Genomic DNA, 25711 nt, shown 5'->3' on the forward strand with positions numbered 1-25711 from the left:
TGTTTCCTTAGCGGCTCATCAGCACATCAGCGATATGCAACACACGCACGTTCTGTCCTTCACGCTGTAAACGCCCGCCAATATTCAGCAGGCAACTGGCATCCGCGCCGATCAGGTAATCCGGCCTGGCTTGCATGATATGCGCGACTTTTTCTTTCACCATTTCGCCGGAAATTTCGGCCATTTTGACCGAAAAAGTGCCGCCAAATCCGCAGCAGGTTTCCTGAGCGTTAAACGGCACAATTTCCAGCTCACGCACCTCGCGCAGCAGTATGAGTGGCTCATCACGCACACCGAGCTTGCGAAACAGGCTGCACGAGGGGTGATAGACCGCCCGTCCTGGCAGGCGTGCGCCGACGTCGGTTACGCCAAGCTGGTTTACGATAAAGGAGGTGAGATCAACCATGCGGCTGGCAACCTTCGCGGCGCGCATCGCCCACTCAGGTTCATCGACTAGCCAGTCCGGGTAGTGGCGGATCGCGTTCATGCAAGAACCGGCAGGCGAGATAATCGGGTAGTCGTTGATTTCCAGCGCTGCAATCTGCGCTTTCATGCCCGGCACGGCGTCACGAATGTAGCCGCTATTAATTGCCGGTTGACCGCAGCAGCCCTGTTTTTCAGGAAACTGAACATGGCAGCCTAACTGTTCGAGTAGCAGGACACTGTTTCGCGCCATGCGCGATTTAAGTGCGTCCCCAATGCAGGTAACAAAGAAATTTACGTTCATATTATTTAGCTTCCAGCGAAGATAACGGCATAACGTTATTTTTCATTTCAGGCAGGCGGCGAGGGCGTTTGCGCTTACCTGTTTACGCGTCTCTTTAGCGCGCCACGTGCAGCCCGCCGGTGACGCCGCGGCTTAATACGATTTGCCAGAGCTGGATATTTCTGGCGCGAAATGCGCCCGCGCAGGCGGTGAGGTAATAATTAAACATGCGGTGAAATTGCGTGGAGTAATTGCCTGCTATTTGCGGCCAGGCCTGATTAAAACGGCGATGCCAGGCCATTAATGTTTTATCGTAATCGGCGCCGAAATTATGCACATCTTCGATAACAAAATAGGGTTCGCTGGCTTCAGTAATCTGTTTTAAAGAGGGCAGGCAGCCATTAGGGAAAATATATTTGTTTATCCAGGGATCGACATTATGCAGGGTTTTATTCGACCCGATGGAGTGCAGCAAAAACAGACCATCCGGCTTCAGGCAGCGATCGACGGCGTTAAAGTAGGTCGCATAGTTTTTCGGACCGACATGTTCGAACATGCCGACGGAGACGATGCGGTCATAGCGTTTATCCAGATCGCGGTAATCCTGCAACAGGATGCGAATATCCAGCCCCTCGCTGTGGCTTTCGGCGTAGGCTTTTTGCTCTGCCGAAATGGTGATGCCTTCCACGCTGACACCATAATGGCGCGCTGCGTATTGTGCTAAACCGCCCCAGCCGCAGCCAATATCCAGCAGCGTCATGCCCGGTTTAAGTTGCAGTTTTTCACAGATCAGCGCGAGCTTATTTTCCTGCGCCGCACAGAGTTCATCGGCGTTTTTCCAGTAACCGCACGAGTACTGCATATGCGGATCGAGCATGCGGCTAAACAGATCGTTACCGAGATCATAATGCACTTCGCCCACTTGCCATGCGCGGCGACGGGACTGCGCGTTGACGATGCGCGCCGCGGCGATGCGCATCAGATCGGCGAAACGCGCCGGGCGCTGCTCATCAAGCCTGGCACGTAATAGTTTGTCAAAAAACGCATCGAGCTGTTTGCAATCCCACCAGCCCTCCATATAACTTTCACCGAGCCCGAGTGAACCCTGCTGCAACACGCGCCTGAAAAAACGCGTGTCATGCACGCGGATATCCCAGGGTTCGGGGCCATTAATCCTGATGCCTGCCTGAGACAGCAGGTCCTGGACGATCCGCAGCCAGTGGCCGGGTTTACTGATCACCTCGACGGTACATTCGTTAGCCATCATCTTTCCTTCAACGTAGCGTGCGCTCAGCCGGTAATTTCCCCGTCATTCACTGCCCGTCAGTGCGAAAAAGGCTTATCGCTCAGGCAGCTGGCTGGTAAATTGTTTACAACGGGTGAAATATATTTATGACCCGCTCATTATTCAGGAAACCCGTTTTGCCTGCGCTGTGCTATCAAGACAAACTTCATCGAATAGAGGTCAGGTTGTTATGTGCTCTAAGCTTGTGTTGCCGCCTCGTCAGCCCATTAGCGGCCAGCCCGCGCCGGTGCTGGTGACCTTGCCGCGCCCGGTGTACTTTCGCAGTTACCCTTTACGCGGCGATACGGGCGTGGACATGCACGAGCATCCGTTCGCGGAATTTCTCTATGCGCGCGAAGGAAGTATGCGGGTGGAAATTGAAGGCAAGACGCTGGTGGTGCCTGTACTTTATGGGGTCTGGATCCCGGCGCGTGTGCCGCACCGTCTTCTTGCCGGCAGCGACGTATTGCTGGAAAGCCTGTATGTGGAGGCCGATTTCGCCACTATCCCCTTTAGCGGCAGTAAGGTGGTGGTGGTGAGTGATTTTGTGCGTGAGTATATTCACTACGCCACGCAAAACGTGCCGGAAAAGTATGATGCAGCAGGCGATGACGCGCAGTTAGTGCAGGTGCTGATTTCCCTGCTCAGAGGCTTACCCGACGCCGGGTTATCGGTCTCCTGGCCGGTATCACCGTTGCTGACGAAAGTTTGCAGCCAGATCCAGAAAACGCCCGGCGACGCGCATAGCATCGAACAGTGGGCCTCCTGTAGCGGTATGTCGGTGCGCACGTTTTCACGCCGTTTTAAAAAGGAGACCGGCGTGGCGTTCAGCGAATGGAAAAAACGGGTGCGTTTGCTGGAATCCGTGGTGATGTTAAAAAACAAACGCAGCGTGACGCAGGTGGCGCTGGAGCTTGGCTATTCAAGCCCGGCCTCGTTTACCTTTGCGTTTCGCGCCATGTTCGGCGTGCCGCCAACGCGCTATTAATTTGCAACCGCCGCCGCGCTTTTTCAGCCGGCCGTCAATCACACTGTCGCGCTGTGCGAACGCCGGAAAAAAGACGGCGTAGCCACCAGATAACCAGCGCCAGCAGGGCTATTGCGCCCAGCACGGCAAACGCCACGCTGTAGGAGTATTTCGCCGCTATTGTTCCCGTCATCGCCGGGCTGAATGCGGCTCCGGTGCCCTGCAATAGCATGATAAAGCTCTGCCCGGCGTTGGTGTGCCCGCTGCCTTCCAGCAATTTAACGATATAACCGGGTACCGCCACGCCCAGTAGCCCTGCGGCCACGCCATCCAGTATCTGAACCGGGATCATAAAAAACGGCCCGGCCGAGACGCAGGCCAGTGCCGCGCGCAGCGGCAAAACCAGTAACGCTGCCGTAATCAGCCACGGGTAACCATATTTTCCCGCCCTGGCGGCGGCGAATAAGGCGGCGGGAATCATCACCAGTTGCGAAATAATGACGGTCGCCGCCGCATACACACCGGCGCTCATTTCCCCGCCTGGCGCGGAGGCCACACGCATGCTGAGCATCGGCAGCAGCGCCGCGTTAGCCAGATGAAACAGCATCAGCGTCACGCCGGTCGCGATGAGGGCGGGGTGAGTGATAATCGCGGAAAGTCGGGGGACGATTGCCGGATCTTCATTGTGACCGAGACCCCGTGCGGCGCGGTTATCAATATCGTTATTGCGGATAGCAAATACCGCGAACGTTGCGCATATTGCCATACCGGTCATCAGAATAAAAACGGCATCAGTACCGAAGTACCACACCAGTATGCCGGCCAGCATCGCGGCGCTCATATTTCCGCCGTGATTAAACGCCTCGTTCCTGCCCATCTGATGGTTAAACCCTGGCGAGCCGGTTAAGCCAAGCGTAATGCCCATTAACAGCGGCGCAATAAACGCGGCGGCTATGCCAGTGACAAGTTGTGAAAAACCAACGACAAAAAAAGTCGGAAACGCCCAGAGCAACAGCGTGGCGGCAGTGATCAGCAAACAGCAGGCGACGAGAATGCCGCGTTTATGGCGCGTGGCGTCAGCGACCAGCCCGGAAGGCATGGTCGCCACCAGCCCCGCGAGACCACCGGCTGTCATCATCCAGCCAATGTTGTCGGCTTGCCAGTGATGTTCAGTGAGAAAGATCCCCAAAAAAGGGCCAAGGCCGTCCCTGACATCCGCCATGAAAAAGTTCACTAAACAGAGTGCCTGCAGCGATCGTAACGGCATAGAAGCCTTTTTTGTGTCCATGGTGCAGCGTTCCTGAAGTATCGGTGGGGTCCGCATCCTGAAAGTGTATTGCGATCCCTTTCAGCGGGTGGCAGACAAAACAGATGCCTTATCGCATACCTGTGAGAAGGGATAATAATCGGCTTTCACGTCAATCATGTGATACATATTTGTAACATTCTGTCGTGCTGGTGAAGGGGAGTGTGAAAGGTGGTCGACTGCAAACGAGTGGTAAGTCTGCATCATCAATGCGGCTGACGATGCAGACGGTGCGTAACGGCTATGCCAGCAAAATCACTCCCCAGACAACGGCGACCATCAGCAGCGCCGTCGTTTGGGCGGTACTGCCCATATCTTTGGCGTTTTTAGACAGCGGGTGGCGTTCCAGTGAAATGCGATCGACTACCGCTTCGATAGCAGAATTTAGCAGCTCCACTAACAGGCTGATAAAGCACACGGCCAGCAGCAGCGCGCGCTCAACCCCGCTGACGTTGACAACCAAAGCGGTAATCATCAATACGCTATGTAAAACAAGCAACTGGCGGAACGCCGCCTCACCATGCACGGCGGTAAGAAAACCGTCGCGCGAATAGATAAGCGTACTGACGATCCGCGCGATGCCGGTTTTGCCATGGGAATATTTACCTGTTGCGCAGGGGTCTGACGATTGCATGTGCATCTCCTGAAGAAAGATTTGAACGCGCAGTATGCGAAACGAGATGTCAGGAAATTGTCAAAACCGTATCGGAAGCAGAAACCTGGCAATAAACAGCCGTGGTTAGCGCATGTGCTGCATATCCAGCGTAAAGCGGCAGCCTTGATCTGAACTTTCGACCGTCATGCGCCAGCCAAGATGCTCCACAATGCGTTGCACAATCGATAAACCAAGCCCCTCGCCATTTTGCTGCGTGCCGGACTGAAAGCGCTGAAAATGGCGCGGATCGATACTCGACGGCAGGCCAGGGCCGGTGTCCGAAATGGTCAGGGTTGCGCCATGCAGCGCCAGGCGGATCTCTCCCGCTGCGGTGTACTGGCAGGCATTGCGCAGCAGGTTCCAGAAAACGCTGCGCGCCAGCTCGGCATTGGTCTGTATGTGGGTCTGCTCCGCGGCGTCCAGTATCAGCGCGACGGGCTTTTTTGCCAGCCAGGGCTGGCAGCGCGCGATGCACTCTTCGAGCAAAGGACGAAGCGCGACCTCGCTGCGGGGCAGGGTTTGCGGATCGCGTGAAAGCAGCAGCAGGCACGTCAACTGGCGCTGCATTTCCTGGGTGGTACGCACGATCCGCTCCGCGCCTGGCACCAGATGACTGTTAGCCGGTAACTGATGCATGATGGTTTCCGCCGCACCGCCAATGATCGCCAGCGGGGTGCGCAATTCATGACTGGCATCGCCGACAAAGCAGCGTTCACGCTGGAGAAACCGCTCCAGTTCATCGCTGTGTTGGGCAAACGCGCGCGCCAGCACGCCGATCTCATCGCTCGCGTCCTGAAAAGGTAACGGCTTTTGATTGCGCTCGACGGCGTTGGCCAGCCGTGTAATGGGAACGGTAACGCGCGCCGACGTTAACCGACCAATCCAGAAGGCGCACAACACGCACAACAGGATGATCATCGGCGCGAAACCGTCAATCATCCACTCCAGCCAGGCATAACGATTGCCATCCTGTAGCAGGTAGTAGCGCTGGTGATGCAGCATGAATACCAGCAAGTGCTGTTCGTCGGGTGCTTTCAGCCGGTGGTAGCCTGGCGTGTACTGGCGCAGCTTATCGGGCGCGGTCTGGGCGTTATAAAGCTGGCTGCCTTGCGGCATGACCGGAAGACTGCCGCTGGCAATCGCCTCTTCCAGTCGGGGGGCTTCGTCGCGCAGGCTTTCCGCCATCGCCCAGGCGCGGAGTTCGTCGTAGTCGAGTTGCTCGGCCACGACCACAAATGCCATCACCGCGACCATCAGCAGCACAAATGAAACAGTAATGCGCGTATTGAGCGTCATCTGCTGGTAAAGGGATTTCATAATGGATGCGCTGCCTCTGATGATTATTCTGCGCAAGCCTCCCCGGGCTTGTGCAGACGTAAACCGATGCCATGTACCGTTTCTATCAGTGCAGATGTGAAGTTTTTGTCAACTCGCTGGCGCAGATCATGAATATGTGTGCGCAATGCGCCGCTTTCCGGCGGTTCGTCGCCCCACAGCAGGTACTCCATCTCCTGCTTTTTGACGACGCCGGGTGCGGCGCGCATCAGACTCAGCAACAATTTATGGGTGGTGGGCGTCAAATTGATGGTCTGGCCTTGCCGCCATGCCTGCGGCGCACGGGTATCCACCAGCAGATCTTCCCAGCTTAGCGTGCCTTGCACCTGCCGCCCCTGGGCACGGCGCACCAGCGCCTGGATACGTGCGTCCAGCTCTTTGAGTGAAAAGGGTTTTACCAGGTAATCGTCCGCGCCCAGCGCAAAACCCTGCACGCGGTCATCGACCGGGTCGCGCGCGGTCAGCATCAGTACCGGCACCGGGTTTTGATATTCGCGGCGAAGTTTACTGCACAGCGTCATGCCATCCAGGCGCGGCAGCATCAGATCCAACAGGATGGCATCGTAGTCATTCTGCGTGGCCATACGCAGGCCGGTGGCACCATCACGCGCATCATCCAGCACGTAGCCCAGCGGCTCAAAGAAGTCGTACAGGTTGGCCACCAACTCAGGGTTATCTTCGATAATGAGCAGGCGAGTCATAGAAAACCGGCATTGGGAAAAAGGAGCCGGCTACCTTAACAACTTCCTGACACAGGGGCGTTGATACTGCGCACATTTCTAACCCATTGAGAATCGCGCATGTTTCAACGTCTGTCGTCGTTTCGGCTCAACCCGGTGCAACTGACCTGGGTCGCCGCTCTGTTCTTTACCACCTTTGGCAATATTGCGCTGTGGCAAACGCTGTGGTCCAAAGTTGAGATCAACAGTCTGCACAATTTGCTGTTTGTTATCAGCCTGCCGGTTTTCCTGTTCTGCTTTTTTAACGTGTTGCTGACACCGGTAATGATGCTGCCGTACTTGCGTAAACCGCTGCTGGCGGCGCTGGTTGTTATCAGCGCCAGTTGCAGCTATTTTATGCTGCGCTACAACGTGCTGATCGACCGCAGCATGGTGCAGAATTTCTTTGAAACTAACCAGGCTGAGCTCACTTCGTATCTTTCTGTTCCGCTGGTGCTTACGCTACTTGTTCTGGGCGTGGTGCCGGCGGCGGCGATGGTGTTGCTGCCCGGCAAAAAAATTGGCCGTCCCGTACAACACCTGTTCTGGTGGCTATGCCAGGTTGTTGTGACGTTAACCCTTTTTGCCGCCGTGACGCTGGCGTTCTACAAGGATTACGCTTCGCTGCTGCGCAACAATATGCAGATAAAAGACCAGGCGCTGCCGTTTAACGTTGTCCGCAATACCAATGGTTACCTGAAACGCAAGTACAGCGTGAAATCGCAGCCTTTACGCACGGTGGCGGAAGATGCCACGCGTACGGCTGGGGAGCGGCCAAAACTGCTGATTGTTGTGGTCGGGGAAACCGCACGGGCACAGAACTTCCAGCTTAATGGGTATGCGCGCCCGACCAACCCAACGCTGTCGCAGCGCGAGGATATCATCAGTTTCAAACATGTCTCATCCTGTGGCACGGCGACGGCCATTTCGCTGCCGTGCATGTTTTCGCGCATGACCCGTTCGCAATACAACGACGTGCGTGCCGCGACGGAAGAGAACCTGCTCGACATCCTGCAACGCACCGGCATCCATATTCTCTGGCGTAATAATAACAACGGCGGCTGCAAAGGTATCTGCGCGCGCGTGCCCACCGATGATATGCCCGCGCAGAACATTGCCGGTCTCTGCGTCAATAAAGATGGCACCTGTTATGACGAAGTGTTGTTGCACAAGCTTACAGCGCGCATTGATGCGATGGCGGGGGACGCATTAATTGTATTGCACCAGATTGGCAGCCATGGGCCAACGTACTTCGAACGTTACCCGGCGCAGGCCAAAATCTTCAACCCTACCTGTGATAGCAATCAGATTGAGAAGTGCAGTAACGAGGCGCTGCTCAATACGTACGACAATACGCTGGTCTATACCGACCGGATGCTGGATAAAACCATCGAGGTGTTGCAAGGCTATGCACCACAGCGCGATGTGGCGATGATTTACGTTTCCGACCACGGGGAGTCTTTGGGCGAGCGGGGGATGTACCTGCATGGTACGCCGTACATTATTGCGCCCGAGGAGCAAACTCATGTCCCGCTGGTGATGTGGCTTTCGCCCGCGTTTGCACAGCATGCCGGGCTCAGTCTCTCCTGTATGCGCAGCCATGCCGATAGCAACAGCTATAGCCATGACAATCTCTATCACTCGATTCTTGGGCTGTTCACTGTGCAAAGCCGTGTTTATCAACCCGCACTGGATATCTTTGCCGGGTGTCGAACCGCGATGCAGCGGCAATAAAGCGGCTGTCCGTGCACGGTTGTTTAACTGAGGTAAAACCGCTGCTCGTCTATATGTTTGAAAATCCGGCTCGCTGCGATGGGTTGTCAGCACATTCACCGCAGCGGGTTACGCCAGTCCGTCTCTTTCTGCTCTTTTTGGGATATAGTAGAAAACTCTCTTTTTATAACAGGTGGCACTGGCAATGGCTTTGATCCCAAAAAACTACGCGCGGCTGGAAAGCGGTTATCGTGAGAAAGCACTTAAAATTTATCCGTGGGTGTGTGGGCGCTGTTCCCGCGAATTTGTCTATTCAAATCTGCGCGAATTAACGGTTCACCATATCGATCACGACCATACCAATAACCCGGAAGATGGCAGCAACTGGGAGCTGTTGTGTCTGTTTTGCCATGATCACGAACACTCGAAGTACACGGAAGCCGATCAGTACGGCACGACCGTGGTGGCGGGCGAAGACGCGCAAAAAGATGTCGGAGCCGCGACGTATAACCCGTTTGCCGATTTAAAATCGATGCTCAATAAGAAGAAATAGCGCTGCAATGTTTGCTTCTGCCCGTAAAAATCAGCGTTGTGCAGGTCGGTAATCTGTCGTCAGGCGTTGCTGTAAATACGTGTGCTAAACAGGTTTTGCCCGCAAGCTGGCAGGTAAGTAGAGACAAGGATCCCAATGATTAATATCAGCAAGCCTCTTCTGGCCCCGCCTCTTCAGGTCGGAGACACCATTGGTTTTTTCTCTTCATCTGCGCCGGTAACCACCACGGCTCCAAATCGGTTTAGCCGTGGAAAACGCTTCCTGGAGGAGAAAGGGTTTCGTCTTAAAGCCGGTCGCCTGACCGGCAAGTCTGATTTCTATCGCTCCGGTACGATTGCTGAGCGAGCGCAGGAGTTCAACGAACTTATTCGCGATCCGCACATTCGCTGTGTGATGTCGACAATCGGGGGAAATAATAGTAACGCCTTGCTGCCTTATATTGATTATGACGCCCTGCAAGCGGACCCGAAAATAATCATCGGTTATTCAGATACCACCGCGTTACTGGCGGGAATTTACGCGCGTACAGGGTTAATTACTTTTTATGGCCCGGCGTTGGTTGCTTCATTTGGTGAATTTCCGCCGCTGGTTGATGCCACATATCGCGCTTTTATTGAAATACTTTGCGGACAGAATAACGGTCACTACGACTATGTTTTACCGGAGAAATGGACTGATGAACGGCTTAACTGGGATGATGCCGAGCCGGTACGAACTAAGACACTGTATGCGAATAACTGCCGGTTTATAGGGCAGGGATTACAAACAGGGCGCGTTATTGGCGGTAACCTTAATACTTTGTCGGGTATCTGGGGTAGCGAATGGATGCCTGAAATACGATCCGGTGACATTCTGTTTATTGAAGATAGTTTAAAAGACATTGCCACCGTTGAACGTTCATTCGCCATGCTGAAACTCAATGGCATATTTAAAAAAGTGCGTGCGATCCTTCTTGGCAAACATGAATTATTCGATAACGCGGGAAGCGGTCGGACGCCTTACGATGTATTGCGGGAAGTTTTAGGTGACGAAAACGTTCCGATCGTAGATGGTTTCGATTGTTGCCACACGCATCCGATGCTGACATTGCCTCTTGGTTCAACCCTCACCATTGATTTTGACAATCACAAGGTATCTATCGTCGAACCGTATCTGTCAGACAGGCAATAGACAGCTACCTGTTTATGACCAGGCCGCGAACCGTGCCCTCCTCATCAGGAGGGCACTTACTGGAAAGAGTAATCGTCAGAACGATTCCCAGTCAGCACTATGACCTGTCGACGTTGCTGGCTTCAGTTCAGTCTTGCGGTGATTCGCCGTTACGGTGTATTTGGGTTTCGCGGTATCTGAACGCAGTTTGAACACGGAAACCAGCTGTGCCAGCTGTTCAGCCTGTTGCTCCAGTGATGATGAAGCCGCCGACGACTCCTGAACCAATGCGGCATTCTGCTGTGTCGTTGAATCCAGCTCGGTGACCGCTTTACCAATCTGATCGATACCTCTGCTCTGTTCTTCCGACGCGCTTGAGATTTCGTTCATGATGCCACTCACATTGGTGACAGAAGAGACTATCTGCTCCATCGTCGTCCCGGCTTTATTGGCCATTTCTGAACCGGTTACCACGCGTTGTACAGACTCTTTGATCAGGCTTTCGATCTCTTTGGCGGCCTGGGCGCTGCGCGATGCAAGGCTTCTGACTTCTCCTGCCACCACAGCAAAACCGCGACCCTGTTCACCTGCTCGCGCCGCCTCAACGGCTGCGTTAAGCGCAAGGATATTGGTCTGGAAAGAGATGCCATTGATGACGCTGATAATATCCGTGATCTTGTTTGAGCTTTCGGTGATGGTCTCCATTGTGCTGACGACATCCCAGACAATTTTCCCACCAGAACGCGCATGTTCCGCCGCCAGCACCGCGAGTTGACTGGCTTCGCGCGCGTTGTCGGCATTACGCTTAACTGTCGAGGTCAACTCCTCCATGCTTGCCGCCGTTTCAACCACGGCGGCAGACTGCTGCTCTGTACGGGAGGCCAGATCCGTATTGCCTGCTGAAATGTCCGATGAGGCATTAGCAACATGAACCACCGACTCTTTTATCTGGGTGATCATTTCGCGAAGCTTATCGTTCATCACGCCCATGGCCAGCGTCAGGCGACCCAGTTCATCTTTGGACTGCGGCTCAATGGTGGCGGTCAAATCACCTTCGGCAATACGTTCTGCCAGCGTCAGATTGTGTTTTATCTGCCGCGTCATCTGCCGCGTAAGCAGCCAGGCGACCAGTAACCCCGTCAGTACGGCGCAAAGGGCAACTACACCCATGATGATCATCACCCGCTGAATGATATCGATATTTTTCTGCGTCTGGCTGACCACCAAATCCGACGTCACGGTATTGATTTTTTCCGCAACGGTCGTCAATTCCACTGCCGCCTGCTGCGACTCTTTTAATGCAGCGGCATACGCTGCAACATGTCCCTGCATACTGCTGAGAAAAGTCTGCGCCATCGTTTTGTCTTCAGCGCTAAACGCTGCATTTTCAGCGTTAAGCATTTTTGTCGCTTCATCGTGTTGACGGGCAAAAATGTCCATTCCTTCCTTACCAGCGGATGACTGGATTTCATACGCCGTTGCCCAAATGTTATTGAGGCGGTTCAGCAACGCTATCTCGTTTTTTGAAGTGGTTTCCTGCTGCTCAAGGCGGGTACTGAATTGATCGAGCAGGCTTTTCATATCAACTGCTGTCAGGTTTTGTGACTGTTCTACGGTCACTTTTTCCAGCTTAACAAACGTGTCCCGGTGCGTGGCGTACTCAGGGATAGTGCTGCGCAGTTCATCAAACAACACGCGGGCGTCATCGTCCCAGGTGTAGTCCAGACCAGTAATCGCTTTCTGATCCATTTTGGCGATGGCGACTTTGTTCGCTTCAAGGGATTTTTCATCGTGGTTTAATTGATACGTCAAACGGTTACGCCGCGCGGTATTTAGCTCCGTACTGATTTCATTAATTAATTTACCTTTTAACGCGTGGTCACGGATATTGCTGGATTGCTGAATACTGATAAGTGAAGACAGGACAATGATAATTATCAAAACCGCAAATCCACCAAACAGCTTGGCAGCGACAGGCAGGTTTTTTATTGACGGTAACAGCTTTGTCATAGAGGTATCCTCAATATTAATTCTTAATATTCAAAAGACGGTTTCATTTTCACTTCTTATCAGGTTGCAGGTGTCTTCACTTCTTAAGAGGACGCTGGAGATAGGGCTTATCAAATTACTTATCGACACTTGCCGCACTTTGTTTAATGAAAAAAAGAAAAAATTAAAGGTGAAAAAATATATTTTAAGTAAATGAGGCACATTGCATTATGGATATCAAAAAAGCAGGGTGCTTTTATTCGCTAACCGTTGTAATCATGAGCCAGCAAAGGTTTTTATTGGCAACGGTAAAACTAAGAAGGAATATATTATATGTGCCATTGTTCATATTGCCAGGCATGTAAAATTACCGGCTAGCCTGGTTTTAATTAGTGCTCTATGTTCTTTGGCGATAGCAGAGAATTAAATGTGGGCGGGCTCGCAATATTTATTAGTCTGGCAGGATATTTCTCAATGTTGCTTTACTGGCCTGCCAAAACAGCACCATGCCTGTTTTGCAGCAGTGCTGTCAGTTTTCCCGACATGCAGGCAACAAAAAACCCGCACCAGGCGGGTTTTTATTCTCAGTCGTGCTTAACTGCTCAGGCCGTTTGCCGTCATCGCTGTGGTAAGCTGCTGAAAAAGGGCGGGGCTTACAGCGCAGTAACGTTACCAGCTGCCGGGCCTTTCGCGCCGCTTTCGATGGTGAAGGAGACTTTCTGACCTTCATCCAGGGTTTTGTAGCTGTCGCTCTGGATTGCAGAGAAGTGAACAAACACATCTTTGCTGCCGTCGTCCGGAGTGATAAAGCCAAAACCTTTGTCAGAATTGAACCATTTTACTAAACCAGTCATTTTATTTGACATCGATATTTCCTTAATTAATGAGCCACGAAGCGCGGCGATAATGGCCTGTGATTATAGAGTGACTTATTTGGCACTTAGGAGGAGGCTCACGAAGAAGGGTATCTTTGGATAACTCTTGAACTGAGGACTGCTTTACTAAAACTGCTTTCATAAGGTCTGTATTCCAAACCGATGGCGCTATTAAGACATAGCGAGTTCGATTTGGCAATGTTTATGTTTTTTTATTTTAACCACTTACACACCCGGATGGCTGCATGGCTGTCTGTTTTGCTCGCCTGTAAGTACTTTCTTAAGCCTATTATTTCGCAAAGTCTTAGCGAGACTGCGATCCCAATTTGCTTATCGGGCAAACAAAAAGGCCACCGCAAGGTGGCCCCGATCGTCATTTTCTCGGTTTACCCGCGTCCGAGCGTTTCTCACGAACCCTGCCGTTATTGTTGCGATCGCGAGGTTGTGTGCCACCACCAGGTTTAGGTACGACGACGTCTGGATTAAGTGGTCTTCTGTCAGCCATGTTTCCGTCCCCAAAGAATGGCAAAAGTGCCATCGACGGTGATACGCCTCGCTTGTTGACCTTGCAACGCGGATCGGACTACATATTGAGCAGCATCAAATTTATCCTCATATCAGCACAGGCATGCAGACCGGAAATCAGGCTATTAAACGAAGCAGAATCGACGCCGCTGCCATGGCAGACTTTTTCTCAGAACACAATGAGGAGATTTATGGATCTGACAACGCATTTTACAGAGGTTGACGGGGTCTTTTATCGCGCAGTTGATCCGGCCTACCGGCACTTTGCATTAGCCGGTTCCCGAGCGCCAGGGCGCTATTCTGACAGCCATCAACCAACGCTGTACCTGAGTTCATCGTCGGCAGGTGTAGAGGCGGCCATGCAATCCCACCGCGACAACAGAAATGCCAGCCTGGAAATAGTCAAAGTTAGGGTTATGGCAAAGAAAATTTTTGATCTCCGGAGTGCAGATGCCGTACTGGTTGCGGACATTAATCTTCAAGATGCGATTGCGCCATGGCAGGAGATTGTGAAGGAGGGCGGTGTTCCCGGCTCATGGGGTGTGCGTAATCGTCTTGAGTCACTCGGCTTTAATGGTTTAATTGACCCTTCGCGTAAAGCGCCCGGGCTCTGGCATCTGGTGCTTTTTGCCTGGAATAACAACAGCCAATGTCATGTCAATATTATTGAATAGTACGAAGCTGACATAACGCACCGGATAGACACCACTACAGTCTGGCTACGATGCTGATTACCGTTCTGGAAGCCGAAAGCGTACATGGCTGGCGAAAGAAATGCCTGCCGCGACGCCGTTTCTGGCAATGATGTCGCGATGTTGTCCGGCAATTTTCCTTTCTTGCGAAACGCGTTCACATTCCCTTCTTGTTGGCGGGCTACTTTTCCTCTGGTGATGTTTTTTTAACCACAAACGCGGAGAACAGCATGAGAAGAGTAACCAGCACATGGTTTGCCACTGCTTTTATGGTCTGCACTTTTTCTGTCAGTGCTGCAATAGAGTACGATATCAAACCGCCACCGTTACAAAGGGATAGCCCGCCTGTACCTGGCCCGGCACCGCTGGTTTATGGTGTCGTCCAGCAAACTACCACTCCGGTCGATGCATTAAACAATGTGGTTAAAAATCTTCCGGCGCTGGAAAACGGCAAGCGTTATGAAGTCCGGCTGGAAGTGAGGGAACTGGCGCCCGTTCCCGCGCCGCCCGTTCCCCCCGCACCCTAGTTAACGCCTGTTCAGCCCCTTTCCGGGGCTTTTACCCCAACATATCCGGTTTTTGTCGACCTGTTTATACCTCATGCTTTGGGTTCATTTAAGGATCGCAAACCCCTGTCAAAAAAGGTGGTCACCACGATGAAAAATACCGGCACAAAGAAAATTGCGAATAAGGTGCCGCTGATCATGCCGCCGAAAACCCCAATACCAATGGCATTCTGCGTGCTGGCGCTGGCTCCAGTGGCGAGTATCAGGGGAACAACGCCCAGCGTGAAAGCTAACGAGGTCATCAAAATCGGACGAAGCCGTTGTCGGGACGCCTGTAACGTTGCCTCCAGGGTGCTCATCCCCTGGTGGCGTAGCTGACGGGCAAATTCGACAATCAAAATAGCGTTTTTGGCTGAGAGACCAATTAGGGTAATCAAGCCCACTTTGAAAAACACATCGTTGGTCATACTGGCCGCGCTGACAGCAATCAGCGCGCCGATAAGCCCCAACGGTACGGCCAGCATCACGGAAACGGGAATTGACCAGCTTTCATACAGTGCCGCCAGCACCAGAAATACCACCAGCACAGAAAGGAGGATTAATCCTGGCAACTGGGAAGCCGAGGCTTTCTCCTGCAACGAACTGCCCGCCCACTCGCCGGTAAATCCTGACGGTAATGTCTTTGCCAGTTGCTCCATGGTTTTCATCGCATCACCACTGGCGTGGCCCTGAGCAGCGCTGCCGGTAATGCGTATAGCCGGGTATCCTTGATAACGATTGAGTTGCTGCGGAGCCTGTCGCCACGACGAGGTGACAAAAGCGGAAAGCGGCACCATTTCACCCAGTCTGTTTTTGACGGCTATTGTTAACAGCGTTTCAGGCTGCATTCTGTAGGCTGCATCGGCCTGCACAATGACCTGCTGGACACGGCCAGCATTGGTGTAGTCATTGACATAGTTTGAACCCGAGGTAACCGAAATCGCCTGATTGATCTCCTCAAACGATACGCCTAACGCTTCAGCTTTCTCCCGGTCAATGTTCAGGGAAATAGACGCGCCCTCGGGTAATCCATCGATATAAACATCCGCAAGATTTGCACGCTTGTTTGCCTGTAAAACCAGCGTGTCTGCGGCCTGTTTCAGCGCCTCGTAGCCTTTGCCCGCTCTGTCTTCAACATAAAAAGTGAAGCCGGAAGATGTGCCCATATCGGAGATAGCGGGCGGCAGCAGGCTCATGGTGACCGCGTCGGGTACGGACTGCATTTTTGACTGGATGAGATCGGCTTCATCCTGGGCTGCGATGCCCTTGCGGGATGACCACTCTTTTAATGTTGTAAAGGCCAGCGCGGAGTTTTGTCCCGAGCCTGAAAAACCGAAACCGAGGATCATAATATTGCTTTCAATGGCTTGCCGTGCGGCTACCTCATCTTCATAGCGTTTCACCACTGAGAGAGTGCGCTGCATGGTGGCCTCGGAAGGGAGCTGAATCGAGGACATAAAATATCCCTGATCCTCTTCGGGCAAAAAGGAGGATGGCAGCGTGATTAACCCCATCAGCAGGGCCGCGCACAGCGCGGCATAAAGTAGCACCATCCGCCCGGTTCGCTTTACCACATACCCCAGCCCCGAGGTATAGCGCGAAGTGAGCAGGTGAAAATGACGGTTAAACCCGGCGGCGAATCTTCCCGCTGAAGTCGCATTTTTCTGCTGCGGCTTCAGCAGGGTGGCGCAAAGCGCGGGTGTCAGCGTTAAGGCTAAAAAAGCGGAGAACAGGATCGATACCGCCATCGAAACCGTGAACTGGCGGTAAATCACCCCGACCGAACCACTGGCAAAGGCCATGGGGATAAACACGGCGGTGAGTACCAGCGTGATGCCAATAATCGCCGGTGTGATTTCCCGCATCGCTTCGCGGGTCGCCTCGCGCGGAGAAAGGTCTTTTTCTGCCATCAGGCGCTCAACATTCTCGACGACGACAATCGCGTCATCGACGATGATGCCAATGGCTAACACCATGCCAAACATGGTCAGGATATTGATTGAATAGCCGCTTAATAGCATCACAGTGAATGTGCCGAGAAGCGCCACCGGGACAACAATGGCCGGGATGAGCGTGCAACGGATGTTGTGCAGAAATATCAGCATCACCAGAAAAACCAGCACCATCGCTTCGGCTAACGTTTGTACCACTTTGATGATCGAGGCTTTTACAAAAGGGGCGGTGTCGAACGGAACGGTAAACGCCATGCCCTCTGGCAGCGCGGTGCTCAGTTCAGCCAGCCGCTGATGAATCCCGGCGGCAGTGCTAATGGCATTCGCGCCAGGCGAAAGCTGAATCGCTGCTGCCGTCGCCGGAACACCATTTTCCCGGATGCCGTAGGTGTAACTCTGTAACCCTGACTCCACGCGCGCGATATCGCCGAGCGTCAGACGCGCGCCGTCCGTGGTCGCTTTAAGCGTGATATTTTTAAATTCCGCAACCGAGGTGAGTTGCCCTTTCACGGTTAACGGATAAGTGACGTCCTGGCCAGGCAGCGCCGGTTCGTCTCCCGATCTGCCGGGGGAAACCAGCACATTCTGTTGGCTAACCGCGCTGATAACGTCGCTGGCCGAAAGCTGGAAATGGTGCATTTTGACCGGGTCAAGCCAGATGCGCATGGCTTTTTCACCCCCGAATAGCTGAACCTTACCCACGCCCGGCACGCGGCGAAGCGCATCGCTGATATTTCTGGCGAAATAATCACTCAGGTCTGCCTCCTGATAGGCACCCGTATCGGATTTCAGACCAACCATCAGCAGAAAACCAGACTCGGCTGCTTCAACGCTAACGCCGTTTTGTCTCACCGCCTGGGGCAGACGCGGCTCCACCGTTTTTATCTTATTTTGCAAATCCATCTGCGCGAGTTTGCTGTCCGTTCCGGGTTTAAAGGTCACGGTGATGGACGCCATCCCGGTGGTGTCGCTGGTGGACTCGAAATAGAGCAAGTTGTCTACGCCCGTGATCTCGCGTTCAATAAGTGAAACCACCGAGGTATTCATCATGTCAGGCGATGCGCCAGGAAAACTGACCGAAATAATAATACTCGGCGGCGCGACCGCCGGGTATTGCGCGACCGGAAGATGGGGAATGGATAAACACCCACTCAAGATAATGAACAGTGCAACAACCCAGGCAAAGACAGGCCGGTCAATAAAAAACTGTGGCATGAATTAATTTCCGAACAATTAAGGCAAGATCATTAAAATCAAGATTTCTGCTGCGGCGATAATGTCCCGGTATCAACATCATCTGTCTTGACGCGTTTACCTATGTCTTTAAGTTGTGAAAACTTTTCCAGAAGCTGCGGAGCATCATCAAGGCTGGTGGCAAACATCCACATGTAGGTCATGACCGAATAAATATGCCCGGCGTTCACGCCCTGGGTTGAGGTCATTACTATGATGGTCAGCGTAAAGAGCAGGGCGATCAGCGCGCCGATGGCAAGGTATCCCAGCGCTTCTCGATCGGAAAGGCTGATTCGTAAGCGGGCAAGGGATGAATAATGGCGATTAAGCGAGAGCGTGGTGGCTTTATGCACATAGTCCACTTCTTTCTCCAGTCGGTTATTTAGCCGGTTAAACAGCAACTCATTTTTACGGGTATAACCTTTAAGAAAACACGACAAAATAATGACGATAACCACACACATCACCCCGGCGTGAAACTCAATAATGAGCAGCATAATGGCGGCACCGAAAAGGGAAATAATCGAGGTCATCAGCGTGGGCAGATGCATCTCAAAAAAATCAACGAATTCGCGGGATAACACCACCCGCGCGGCGATGGTTGAGTGATTAAGCTGATATTTACGCTGAGCAATAATCACCGATACGGCAAGGCTGGCATAAATGCGTGCAAACGTACGCGTATCGATACTGCGTCGGGTTGCACCGAGGATCCAGATAAAGAGGATCATCAGTCCATACAGCGCGGCTGTGAGGGCATTCCCCGCCAGAATCGCGTTGATAGCGATGCCTGCCAGCACGGGATACAGTAAATAGGTCACATTTTCCGCGATAACCAGCAAAAAAGTCACAGAGAGCTTTTTCCAGTTTTTTACGGCCAGATGTTTTAATGTCCTTTTCACATTTTCAGTAGAGGACGCTGGGTTTTTATTTATCGACGTCATTATAAAAAATTATCTACACGGTATGGATGAACAATCCTGGCCTGCTTTTATGCTTAATCACTCATGCTCGTTTATTGCGAGCCGATTAAGATATGTACCTGGATTACACTGCGTTGATGCACTCTATCGTTTTGATGTTTACGCAGAATGCATGTTTTATGGAGATTCTATGGAGGCGGCTAATTCCCCTGCGATGTAACGATGCAGGATTTTCTTACTCCTTGTCACCATGCGCATCGGCAAAGTTCACCGCTTCACATTCAATAATATTCAGATGATTCTTAATAAAAGATACATCGGTGTGACGCCGAGGAAAATAATCAAAAAACACTCATAATAAAAACTAAAGTCATAAATATCAGGGAGCCTGAGTAAGAGAATGTTAAAGATAAGAATAAGATGAAGAAAAATGATAACCAAAAAGAAGGTTACGACAGCCAGTTCTTTCAGTACACCTGCTTTTTCTTGTAGCAAAAACAATATTAGAGAAACACTTAACGCAGCATAGATAAACGGCGATGAAAGTAGCGTCGCGCCCACTTTCTCCTCTACGTTGTGCATCAAAATAAGCCATACATAGAACATTCCCCATAACCATAAAGAAAATATCATCAATGAACTGATTTTTTCAACGGTGAGTTTCCGTAAGTACTTCATTGATATTTCTACTCCGAGAGCGCGCGCTACCAGTAATGAAATGACATGTTTTTACCGTGTTTATTTATGTCATCGTTTTCCAGTAACGCGTTATTTTATATGTCTTACTTTCTATTGTTATCCAGGACTATGGAAAATTGATTACCCGAATGTGGAGCGAGTGTGTATGCCAGTCTGGTAAATATTCGCTTGCGGATGTTGCTGTCAGCATTGAGAAAAAATGAGACGCCAGCGCGCTTATGTGGATGCAACTTTCGTCGCACAAGCGGGTCTCATGTTCGCTGATGACCTGCGCGTTATTGCCTGGCTTCAGAAACAGCTTAGAAAAACGGCATTTGCATCAGTGCATTAACCGCAGCGAAAACACCGGTGTATGCTTTCGCGCAAGACAGGTCACAGAATGCCTGCCATATCAGGGGTGAGTGGAGAAATCATGAACGATAACTATCTTATTCTTGTTGCTGAAGATGATGATGAAATAGCGGATATTCTGACCAGTTATATTCAGCGTTCGGGAATGCGCACCCTGCGCGCGGCGGACGGTGAGCAGGCAATAGATACCTGCCGGCTGAAAAAGCCCGATTTGGTGTTACTCGATATCCAGTTGCCGGTATTCGATGGCTGGACTGTCCTTTCCTCGCTGCGAAAAGAGAGCAATATTCCGGTCATCATGGTAACGGCCCTGGATCAGGACATCGACAAACTGATGGGGCTGCGGCTTGGCGCGGACGATTATGTCGTTAAACCCTTCAATCCCACAGAGGTTGTGGCACGTATCGAAGCCGTGCTGCGCAGGGCAAAGGGTAGTCATGAACAACTCCACAATAAGCCTATCCGGACAGCCTGTTTAACGGTGTATCCGCAAGACTTTTATGTGGAGATCAATGGCAGTGGCGAGATTATCTCTCCCATCCTGACCACGACCGAATTCAAGCTGCTGGCCTACCTGGCGCGGAATCCGCGCAAAGTCTGCTCGCGTGAAGAGTTGCTCAACGCCTGTCTGCCGGAAGGCGATACGCTTGATCGCACTGTGGACAGCCATATGAGCAAGCTGCGCAAAAAACTGGAAAACTGCGGGTTGAAAGGGGTTCCGGAAAGTATTCGCGGCATGGGTTACCGGTTAGGTGAAAACAAATGAACAGAGGCCATCCGTTAAGCCGCCAGGTTCTGGCGTTTATGATTTCGCTGACGCTGACGGTTATTGCTGTCTCGGTTATCGGCTCCTACCTGTTTTATACCTTTATCATTTATTACATTCCCGGCGGGGCAATGGCCGGAAATGAGGATCAGATGACCTATCTGGACTGGTTATGGATCCTGATTGCCTCCGCGATAAGTTTATCGATCTCGCTTTTTTTTACCGTAAAACTGTCGGCAAGAATACTGACCCCGTTAAGCTCCGTTGCGACCAGCCTGCGCAGAATAGCCCAGGGCGATCTGGGTGCGCGGGCGTTTTGCGCGAGTTCCCATCTGGGCGAGCTTAATAATCTTGTTAATGATTTCAACGATATGGCTGAAAAGCTACAGACTATGGATGCACAGCGCAGATCCTGGAACGCCGCCATCGCCCATGAACTTCGCACGCCCGTTACCATTCTGCGAGGCCGCTTACAGGGGCTGGTTGATGGTGTATTCGAGCCGAATCCAACCTTGTTTAACAACCTTCTTAAGCAAACAGAGGGCTTATCCAGCCTGATAGAAGATCTGCGGGTGGTGAGTTCATCCGGCGGGGCCGAATTTACGTTAACGCTTGCAGATGTGGATTTGCAGGAGATTATTCAGAGCGCGGTGGACTCCTTTGCGCTGGAATTTAAACGCAGTCATTTTACCGTCGAGACCGAATTACATCCTCAGCTATGCCAGTGCGATCCGCTGCGAATTATTCAGTGCCTGACAGTCCTTTTCGATAACGCGATAAAATACGCCAGCTCTAAAAGCATGGTTGTCAGCCACGGCGCCGGTGAACACGAGAACTTTATCGTCATTGAAGATAGGGGGCCGGGGATCCCGGAGGCGTTTCATAAATTTATGTTTCACCCCTTTCAGCGCGGCGCCAGCGCAAGGGACACCAATCCGGGAGGTTGCGGGCTGGGATTATCAGTGCTGAAAGCCATCATGCTTGCTCATCAGGGCGACGTAACTTACACGTTAACCGATCAGGGCCATTCCATTTTTCGCCTCTCATGGCCCTTACGGAAAAAACAGTGATTACGCTTTCTGTGTATGCCACTGCGGGTTGGTTTGTCTCGCGGTCATTTTCCACATCTCACCCAGCCGGGTATCCCACTCTGGCGGTGAGATTTGTAACTTGCCGCGTCGGGGGCTGAGGGTGATTTCACTGAAATAAATGACATCACGCTGTAGCATAAGATCAATTCGGCAATAATCGATCCCGGTGGAGAGCTCCTGCGCAGCGGTTATCGCTTTGTGCAATAATTCCGGTTCGGGTATCGCCCTTGGTGTATTGGGATATTCCATCTGAAAGGGCTGCAATTGCCAGCAACGATTGTAGACATTAATAAAACCATGACCGGAAGCATCGGTAAAATCCGCTTCGATAAAACCCGCGATACCATGAAAACAATGTATTCTCAGCATTTCAGGCGTTCGGCTTTTATCTCTCTCGGAAAATAAATCAATGTATTTTTCACACAATATAAGCGGTTTAATATTTTTATACTGCCATTCCCGGGTGGTGTAATACATATTTTTGCGCAGGGCAAAACCCAGCTTCTGCAACGCGCGTGGAATATTGAGCTTTTCCTTGTTGGTGCATATTACTGCGCTACCGCTGTCGTGATTACATTTCAGCACAAATTTGTCTGGTAATAGTCTGAAATCAATGCTTTGCACGTCTTTATAAACGCCAAGCAGTGTGGGTAATTGTACTCTTTGCGTACGCGCAGAAACGTAATCGCGCACCGCCAGTTTATCTGCCAGCCGCGTGTAAAGCGGGTTATGGTCATACATCATTCGGTAGCATATTTTTTCGCTCAGCGTCACCGGATTAAACAAATCGGGGGTTCTGCCCGTGATCCTTTTTAATCTTTTGCTGTGAAATTGTTGATCCGGAACCATACCGGTTAGAAGTTTTCGACCCAGATACTCGGTGTATTTCATGAAATATTTAAAGTTGTTCATTTTTCCCTCCTGCGGACAGTAAAGATTCTGCAGAGGATTTATTGATTTATATTGCCGCTAATATGGAGTGACGATGGAGTGGCTATCGGCATCGCATCTTTAAACGTGCTGCACAGGGAATGCTTATCGAAGGGGAATGGTCAATAACGTAGACTTAAGCTAAACCTGAATACGACTAACGCCATGGTAGACACTGAAAAAGCGGTCAGAGTAAGGGAAGAAAAACGCGAATTATCCTTGCAGGAAGGCGCAGGGCAGAGAAAGAAAAAGGCGTTTCTTATCATGTTAACAAATTACGCAGAAAACAGGTTCAGAATTCGCTTAAGCCCGATATATTACCTGTCAGGTAATCTTTTCTATGAGGGAGTGAGAAATGACGGATTACAGTTTTTATCAAAAAGGTAAGCAAATCGTTGTGCTGAAAAGCGCGGAAGTGGATGCCGCTTCTCAACTGGTGGCGCAGGGGTTCGAAAAACAGTTTGAAGAGATCAGCGCGACCAGTGAGAAAAACGCGCTTGCCCGCTTTGCGGATATTCGCCGTGATAACCAAATCGATCGTGAAAACTTCCTCGCAGGCGCGGGACCGATGCCGCTTATCGGCGGATTGACGGCTATTATTACGTCTCTTGTGCGCAAAAAAGAGCAGTGATTGAAAATTGAAAGCGCTGCCGGTTACGTTAATTGATGAGGAACGAGGCCGCGCACTGTTCACACAAACGCGAATTGCCGCGTAGTTACGCCGATAAAAGGTTCTGGATGAAGAGCATTGATGAATTAAAAACCGCGTATCCCGGCGCACAGGCATGGTCATTTGGCGATGATCCGCAGATGGCAAAGGCGCTTGCAGGCTTAGTGGTAAGTGGAAGAAAAACGGCCTCCTGCGGCTCGCTTGCCTCGTATCTGGCGGAAGAACCGGCACCTAAAATCGGCAGTTATCATATTATTCTCGACGGGCAACATTCCCCGGTATGCGTCATCAGAATGCTATCGATGCGCCTGGTGCGTTTTTGCGATGTGACGGAAGAGTTTGCCAGAAAAGAGGGCGAGGGCGATTTAAGCCTTGAATACTGGCGCAAAGAGCACAAAGCCTTTTTTACCCGCGCGGGATTTTTCTCTGAAGAGATGGAACTTGTCGCGGAAGAGTTCGCGGTGGTTGAGGTTCTCTAAAACCCTGCATCGACGGGTGCTCCGCATTTTCCAGATTCCCTTCGCGAAACGCGCCGGTCGCGTTTAGCCTGTCTCACCTTCAACACTCGCGCCACTGACCCATGTCGAAAAGCTCGCCGTGCAGAAACTCAGCCTGATGTTCAGAGAACGTCCTCTCTTTTTAACCCCGGTCAAAGCGGTTAAAAATCGCTGATTTACGCAACATATATCGCAAAACGCACAGAAACAGGTTTTTAAAAATCCGCTCAATACGCAAACTTTTGCTGCCAGCCTGCGTGAGTGACATTTATCAAATACACGTGCTGGCGTCAGGTTAAAGCGTGGCGGGAATGCGCTAACAAATTCTGCCTTAACAAAAAAGAGAATGAGGGAGTGGATATGAAAACAAACATCACCTGGCTTGCGCTTACTGTCAGCGCGCTTGTGGCGGGCGCGACGCTTCCTGCCGTTGCCGCGCCATTACCGGTAACGCCGGATTTATCAATACCAGTGAGTCAGTATGTGACCCAGGTTAACGCCGATAAAAGTATTACCTTTCGCCTTTTCGCGCCGGGCGCAAAACGGGTATCTGTGGTGACCGGTTCTACCCCGGACAGTGTTGTCTCACACGACATGCAAAAAGATGAGCATGGTATATGGTCGTGGAAAAGCGCCACGCTGGCTGCGAATCTTTACGAATATTACTTTGATGTCGATGGTTTTCGTTCTGTGGATACCGGAAGCCGGTTTCAGAAACCGCAGCGTCAGGTCAATACCAGCCTGATTCTGGTGCCGGGCAGTATTCTCGACGACCGCGCTGTGCCCCATGGCGATCTGTTGACGGTGACCTACCACGCGAAAGAACTGCGTTCAGAGCGTCGCATGTATATCTGGACGCCGCCGGGTTACAGCGGTAAAGGCGAACCGCTGCCGGTGCTCTATTTCTACCACGGCTTTGGCGATACCGGCCTTTCCGCCATTGATCAGGGGCGGTTGCCGCAGATAATGGACAACCTGTTGGCCGAGGGGAAAATCAAACCCATGCTGGTGGTGGTGCCGGATACGGAAACGGATATTGTGCAGGCGATCCCGGAAAATTATCCGCCGAAAGAGCGGCGCAAAATGTTCTATCCGCTTAATGCCAAAGCGGCAGACCGCGAACTGATGCATGACATTATTCCGCTGGTCGATGCCCGCTTTAATGTGCGTAAGGATGCGGGTGGACGTGCGCTGGCCGGGCTCTCACAAGGGGGCTTTCAGGCACTCGTTTCCGGGATGAACCATCTCGACAGCTTCGGCTGGCTGGCGACATTCAGTGGTGTCACCACTGCCACCGTACCGGATGCGGGTGTGACAGCGCAGCTCAATAAGCCGCAGGAAGTGAATAAGCAGCTGCATAACTTCACGGTGGTGGTCGGCGAAAAAGATACCGTCACCGGGCAGGATATTGCTGGGCTTAAAAAAGAACTGGAGCAAAAAGGCATCACGTTTAGCTATAAAGAGTATCCCGGCCTGGGACACGAAATGGATGTCTGGCGTCCCGCCTATGCCGAGTTTGTGCAGAAACTGTTTAAATAAGATGTTGCAGTCTCGTCCGCTGGCGCTGAACAGGCTGCCAGCGGAC

General features: G+C 51.7%; 23 protein-coding genes. 11 read left to right on the forward strand and 12 right to left on the reverse strand.

Annotated elements, in window-relative coordinates; translation table 11 throughout:
* Nucleotides 1-7 precede the first annotated feature (7 nt).
* Both C813_RS33170 and cfa read right to left on the reverse strand, forming a co-directional pair.
* Nucleotides 8-727, reverse strand: coding sequence for a (Fe-S)-binding protein (locus C813_RS33170; RefSeq protein ID WP_017457102.1), 720 nt, complete (start codon nt 725-727; stop codon nt 8-10).
* A gap of 94 nt (nt 728-821) precedes the next feature.
* Complete coding sequence (cfa, locus tag C813_RS33175) at nt 822-1970, reverse strand: cyclopropane fatty acyl phospholipid synthase (RefSeq protein WP_017457103.1); 1149 nt, start codon at nt 1968-1970, stop codon at nt 822-824.
* 211 nt (nt 1971-2181) lie between these two features.
* Between cfa and C813_RS33180 the strand changes: the two genes are divergently transcribed.
* Nucleotides 2182-2979: a helix-turn-helix domain-containing protein gene (locus tag C813_RS33180; protein WP_017457104.1), complete on the forward strand. Its 798-nt coding sequence runs from the start codon at nt 2182-2184 to the stop codon at nt 2977-2979.
* A gap of 34 nt (nt 2980-3013) precedes the next feature.
* Here the strand turns inward: C813_RS33180 and C813_RS33185 are convergent, their stop codons facing one another.
* The 4 genes from C813_RS33185 to C813_RS33200 all read right to left on the reverse strand — a co-directional run bounded on the left by C813_RS33185 (nt 3014) and on the right by C813_RS33200 (nt 6955).
* Complete coding sequence (locus tag C813_RS33185; protein WP_025263587.1) at nt 3014-4225, reverse strand: MFS transporter; 1212 nt, start codon at nt 4223-4225, stop codon at nt 3014-3016.
* A gap of 280 nt (nt 4226-4505) precedes the next feature.
* Entirely contained in the window at nt 4506-4898 is a 393-nt protein-coding gene (locus tag C813_RS33190) for a diacylglycerol kinase (RefSeq protein WP_017457106.1), read from the reverse strand.
* A 105-nt stretch (nt 4899-5003) separates the two neighbouring features.
* On the reverse strand, nt 5004-6236 hold the full coding sequence (locus tag C813_RS33195; protein WP_017457107.1) for a sensor histidine kinase: 1233 nt from the start codon (nt 6234-6236) through the stop codon (nt 5004-5006).
* A 23-nt stretch (nt 6237-6259) separates the two neighbouring features.
* Entirely contained in the window at nt 6260-6955 is a 696-nt protein-coding gene (locus C813_RS33200; RefSeq protein WP_017457108.1) for a response regulator transcription factor, read from the reverse strand.
* Nucleotides 6956-7054: 99 nt separating this feature from the next.
* On the opposite strand from C813_RS33200, the gene C813_RS33205 reads away from it, so the two are divergent.
* From C813_RS33205 to C813_RS33215, 3 genes are all read left to right on the forward strand, one after another.
* Nucleotides 7055-8707 (forward strand): phosphoethanolamine transferase, encoded by a 1653-nt coding sequence (locus C813_RS33205; protein WP_017457109.1) that lies wholly within the window; start codon nt 7055-7057, stop codon nt 8705-8707.
* Between the two features lie 184 nt (nt 8708-8891).
* Nucleotides 8892-9239, forward strand: a complete 348-nt coding sequence (yajD, locus tag C813_RS33210; protein ID WP_013365700.1) for an HNH nuclease YajD — start codon at nt 8892-8894, stop codon at nt 9237-9239.
* Nucleotides 9240-9374: 135 nt separating this feature from the next.
* Nucleotides 9375-10409, forward strand: a complete 1035-nt coding sequence (locus C813_RS33215; RefSeq protein ID WP_017457110.1) for a S66 family peptidase — start codon at nt 9375-9377, stop codon at nt 10407-10409.
* Nucleotides 10410-10484: 75 nt separating this feature from the next.
* Here the strand turns inward: C813_RS33215 and C813_RS33220 are convergent, their stop codons facing one another.
* Together C813_RS33220 and cspE are read right to left on the reverse strand one after the other, a co-directional pair.
* Entirely contained in the window at nt 10485-12398 is a 1914-nt protein-coding gene (locus C813_RS33220; RefSeq protein ID WP_017457111.1) for a methyl-accepting chemotaxis protein, read from the reverse strand.
* Between the two features lie 632 nt (nt 12399-13030).
* Nucleotides 13031-13243 (reverse strand): transcription antiterminator/RNA stability regulator CspE, encoded by a 213-nt coding sequence (cspE, locus tag C813_RS33225; protein WP_016495754.1) that lies wholly within the window; start codon nt 13241-13243, stop codon nt 13031-13033.
* A gap of 725 nt (nt 13244-13968) precedes the next feature.
* Between cspE and C813_RS33230 the strand changes: the two genes are divergently transcribed.
* Entirely contained in the window at nt 13969-14451 is a 483-nt protein-coding gene (locus C813_RS33230; RefSeq protein ID WP_017457112.1) for an RES family NAD+ phosphorylase, read from the forward strand.
* A gap of 248 nt (nt 14452-14699) precedes the next feature.
* Nucleotides 14700-14996 carry a hypothetical protein gene (locus C813_RS47155; protein WP_071908157.1) on the forward strand — a complete coding sequence of 99 codons (297 nt, stop codon included), beginning with the start codon at nt 14700-14702 and terminating at the stop codon, nt 14994-14996.
* A 71-nt stretch (nt 14997-15067) separates the two neighbouring features.
* On the opposite strand, the gene C813_RS33235 is transcribed toward C813_RS47155, so the two are convergent.
* From C813_RS33235 to crrC, 3 genes are all read right to left on the reverse strand, one after another.
* Nucleotides 15068-18181 (reverse strand): multidrug efflux RND transporter permease subunit, encoded by a 3114-nt coding sequence (locus tag C813_RS33235; RefSeq protein WP_017457113.1) that lies wholly within the window; start codon nt 18179-18181, stop codon nt 15068-15070.
* A gap of 38 nt (nt 18182-18219) precedes the next feature.
* Entirely contained in the window at nt 18220-19143 is a 924-nt protein-coding gene (locus C813_RS33240; protein WP_017457114.1) for an ABC transporter six-transmembrane domain-containing protein, read from the reverse strand.
* Nucleotides 19144-19413: 270 nt separating this feature from the next.
* Nucleotides 19414-19800 (reverse strand): colistin resistant protein CrrC, encoded by a 387-nt coding sequence (crrC, locus tag C813_RS33245; protein ID WP_017457115.1) that lies wholly within the window; start codon nt 19798-19800, stop codon nt 19414-19416.
* 433 nt (nt 19801-20233) lie between these two features.
* On the opposite strand from crrC, the gene C813_RS33250 reads away from it, so the two are divergent.
* Together C813_RS33250 and C813_RS33255 are read left to right on the forward strand one after the other, a co-directional pair.
* Nucleotides 20234-20938, forward strand: coding sequence for a response regulator (locus tag C813_RS33250; RefSeq protein ID WP_017457117.1), 705 nt, complete (start codon nt 20234-20236; stop codon nt 20936-20938).
* Nucleotides 20935-22008 carry an ATP-binding protein gene (locus tag C813_RS33255; protein WP_017457118.1) on the forward strand — a complete coding sequence of 358 codons (1074 nt, stop codon included), beginning with the start codon at nt 20935-20937 and terminating at the stop codon, nt 22006-22008. Before C813_RS33250 ends, C813_RS33255 begins: the two co-directional genes overlap by 4 nt.
* Here C813_RS33255 and C813_RS33260 read toward each other — a convergent pair whose 3' ends face one another.
* Nucleotides 22009-22941 (reverse strand): ATP-grasp fold amidoligase family protein, encoded by a 933-nt coding sequence (locus C813_RS33260; protein ID WP_017457119.1) that lies wholly within the window; start codon nt 22939-22941, stop codon nt 22009-22011.
* Between the two features lie 373 nt (nt 22942-23314).
* On the opposite strand from C813_RS33260, the gene C813_RS33265 reads away from it, so the two are divergent.
* The 3 genes from C813_RS33265 to C813_RS33275 all read left to right on the forward strand — a co-directional run bounded on the left by C813_RS33265 (nt 23315) and on the right by C813_RS33275 (nt 25665).
* Nucleotides 23315-23590, forward strand: coding sequence for a hypothetical protein (locus C813_RS33265; protein ID WP_017457120.1), 276 nt, complete (start codon nt 23315-23317; stop codon nt 23588-23590).
* Between the two features lie 107 nt (nt 23591-23697).
* Complete coding sequence (locus tag C813_RS33270) at nt 23698-24108, forward strand: ASCH domain-containing protein (RefSeq protein WP_017457121.1); 411 nt, start codon at nt 23698-23700, stop codon at nt 24106-24108.
* Nucleotides 24109-24486: 378 nt separating this feature from the next.
* Complete coding sequence (locus tag C813_RS33275) at nt 24487-25665, forward strand: esterase (RefSeq protein ID WP_017457123.1); 1179 nt, start codon at nt 24487-24489, stop codon at nt 25663-25665.
* Nucleotides 25666-25711 lie beyond the last annotated feature (46 nt).

Origin of the sequence: Kosakonia sacchari SP1 (assembly GCF_000300455.3) — a bacterium.
Classification (GTDB): domain Bacteria; phylum Pseudomonadota; class Gammaproteobacteria; order Enterobacterales; family Enterobacteriaceae; genus Kosakonia; species Kosakonia sacchari.

What these genes read in the sequence shown, in the direction of transcription:
- C813_RS33270 (WP_017457121.1), top strand. Translation starts at nt 23,698, where the DNA reads ATGAAGAGCATTGATGAATTAAAAACCGCGTATCCCGGCGCACAGGCA.
- C813_RS33200 (WP_017457108.1), bottom strand. Translation starts at nt 6,955, where the DNA reads ATGACTCGCCTGCTCATTATCGAAGATAACCCTGAGTTGGTGGCCAAC.
- C813_RS33240 (WP_017457114.1), bottom strand. Translation starts at nt 19,143, where the DNA reads ATGACGTCGATAAATAAAAACCCAGCGTCCTCTACTGAAAATGTGAAA.
- C813_RS33235 (WP_017457113.1), bottom strand. Translation starts at nt 18,181, where the DNA reads ATGCCACAGTTTTTTATTGACCGGCCTGTCTTTGCCTGGGTTGTTGCA.
- C813_RS33275 (WP_017457123.1), top strand. Translation starts at nt 24,487, where the DNA reads ATGAAAACAAACATCACCTGGCTTGCGCTTACTGTCAGCGCGCTTGTG.
- C813_RS33180 (WP_017457104.1), top strand. Translation starts at nt 2,182, where the DNA reads ATGTGCTCTAAGCTTGTGTTGCCGCCTCGTCAGCCCATTAGCGGCCAG.
- cfa (WP_017457103.1), bottom strand. Translation starts at nt 1,970, where the DNA reads ATGGCTAACGAATGTACCGTCGAGGTGATCAGTAAACCCGGCCACTGG.
- C813_RS33255 (WP_017457118.1), top strand. Translation starts at nt 20,935, where the DNA reads ATGAACAGAGGCCATCCGTTAAGCCGCCAGGTTCTGGCGTTTATGATT.
- C813_RS33185 (WP_025263587.1), bottom strand. Translation starts at nt 4,225, where the DNA reads ATGCCGTTACGATCGCTGCAGGCACTCTGTTTAGTGAACTTTTTCATG.
- crrC (WP_017457115.1), bottom strand. Translation starts at nt 19,800, where the DNA reads ATGAAGTACTTACGGAAACTCACCGTTGAAAAAATCAGTTCATTGATG.
- yajD (WP_013365700.1), top strand. Translation starts at nt 8,892, where the DNA reads ATGGCTTTGATCCCAAAAAACTACGCGCGGCTGGAAAGCGGTTATCGT.
- C813_RS33220 (WP_017457111.1), bottom strand. Translation starts at nt 12,398, where the DNA reads ATGACAAAGCTGTTACCGTCAATAAAAAACCTGCCTGTCGCTGCCAAG.
- C813_RS33230 (WP_017457112.1), top strand. Translation starts at nt 13,969, where the DNA reads ATGGATCTGACAACGCATTTTACAGAGGTTGACGGGGTCTTTTATCGC.
- C813_RS33190 (WP_017457106.1), bottom strand. Translation starts at nt 4,898, where the DNA reads ATGCAATCGTCAGACCCCTGCGCAACAGGTAAATATTCCCATGGCAAA.
- C813_RS33250 (WP_017457117.1), top strand. Translation starts at nt 20,234, where the DNA reads ATGAACGATAACTATCTTATTCTTGTTGCTGAAGATGATGATGAAATA.
- C813_RS33260 (WP_017457119.1), bottom strand. Translation starts at nt 22,941, where the DNA reads ATGAACAACTTTAAATATTTCATGAAATACACCGAGTATCTGGGTCGA.
- C813_RS33195 (WP_017457107.1), bottom strand. Translation starts at nt 6,236, where the DNA reads ATGAAATCCCTTTACCAGCAGATGACGCTCAATACGCGCATTACTGTT.
- C813_RS33265 (WP_017457120.1), top strand. Translation starts at nt 23,315, where the DNA reads ATGACGGATTACAGTTTTTATCAAAAAGGTAAGCAAATCGTTGTGCTG.
- C813_RS33215 (WP_017457110.1), top strand. Translation starts at nt 9,375, where the DNA reads ATGATTAATATCAGCAAGCCTCTTCTGGCCCCGCCTCTTCAGGTCGGA.
- C813_RS47155 (WP_071908157.1), top strand. Translation starts at nt 14,700, where the DNA reads ATGAGAAGAGTAACCAGCACATGGTTTGCCACTGCTTTTATGGTCTGC.
- C813_RS33170 (WP_017457102.1), bottom strand. Translation starts at nt 727, where the DNA reads ATGAACGTAAATTTCTTTGTTACCTGCATTGGGGACGCACTTAAATCG.
- cspE (WP_016495754.1), bottom strand. Translation starts at nt 13,243, where the DNA reads ATGTCAAATAAAATGACTGGTTTAGTAAAATGGTTCAATTCTGACAAA.
- C813_RS33205 (WP_017457109.1), top strand. Translation starts at nt 7,055, where the DNA reads ATGTTTCAACGTCTGTCGTCGTTTCGGCTCAACCCGGTGCAACTGACC.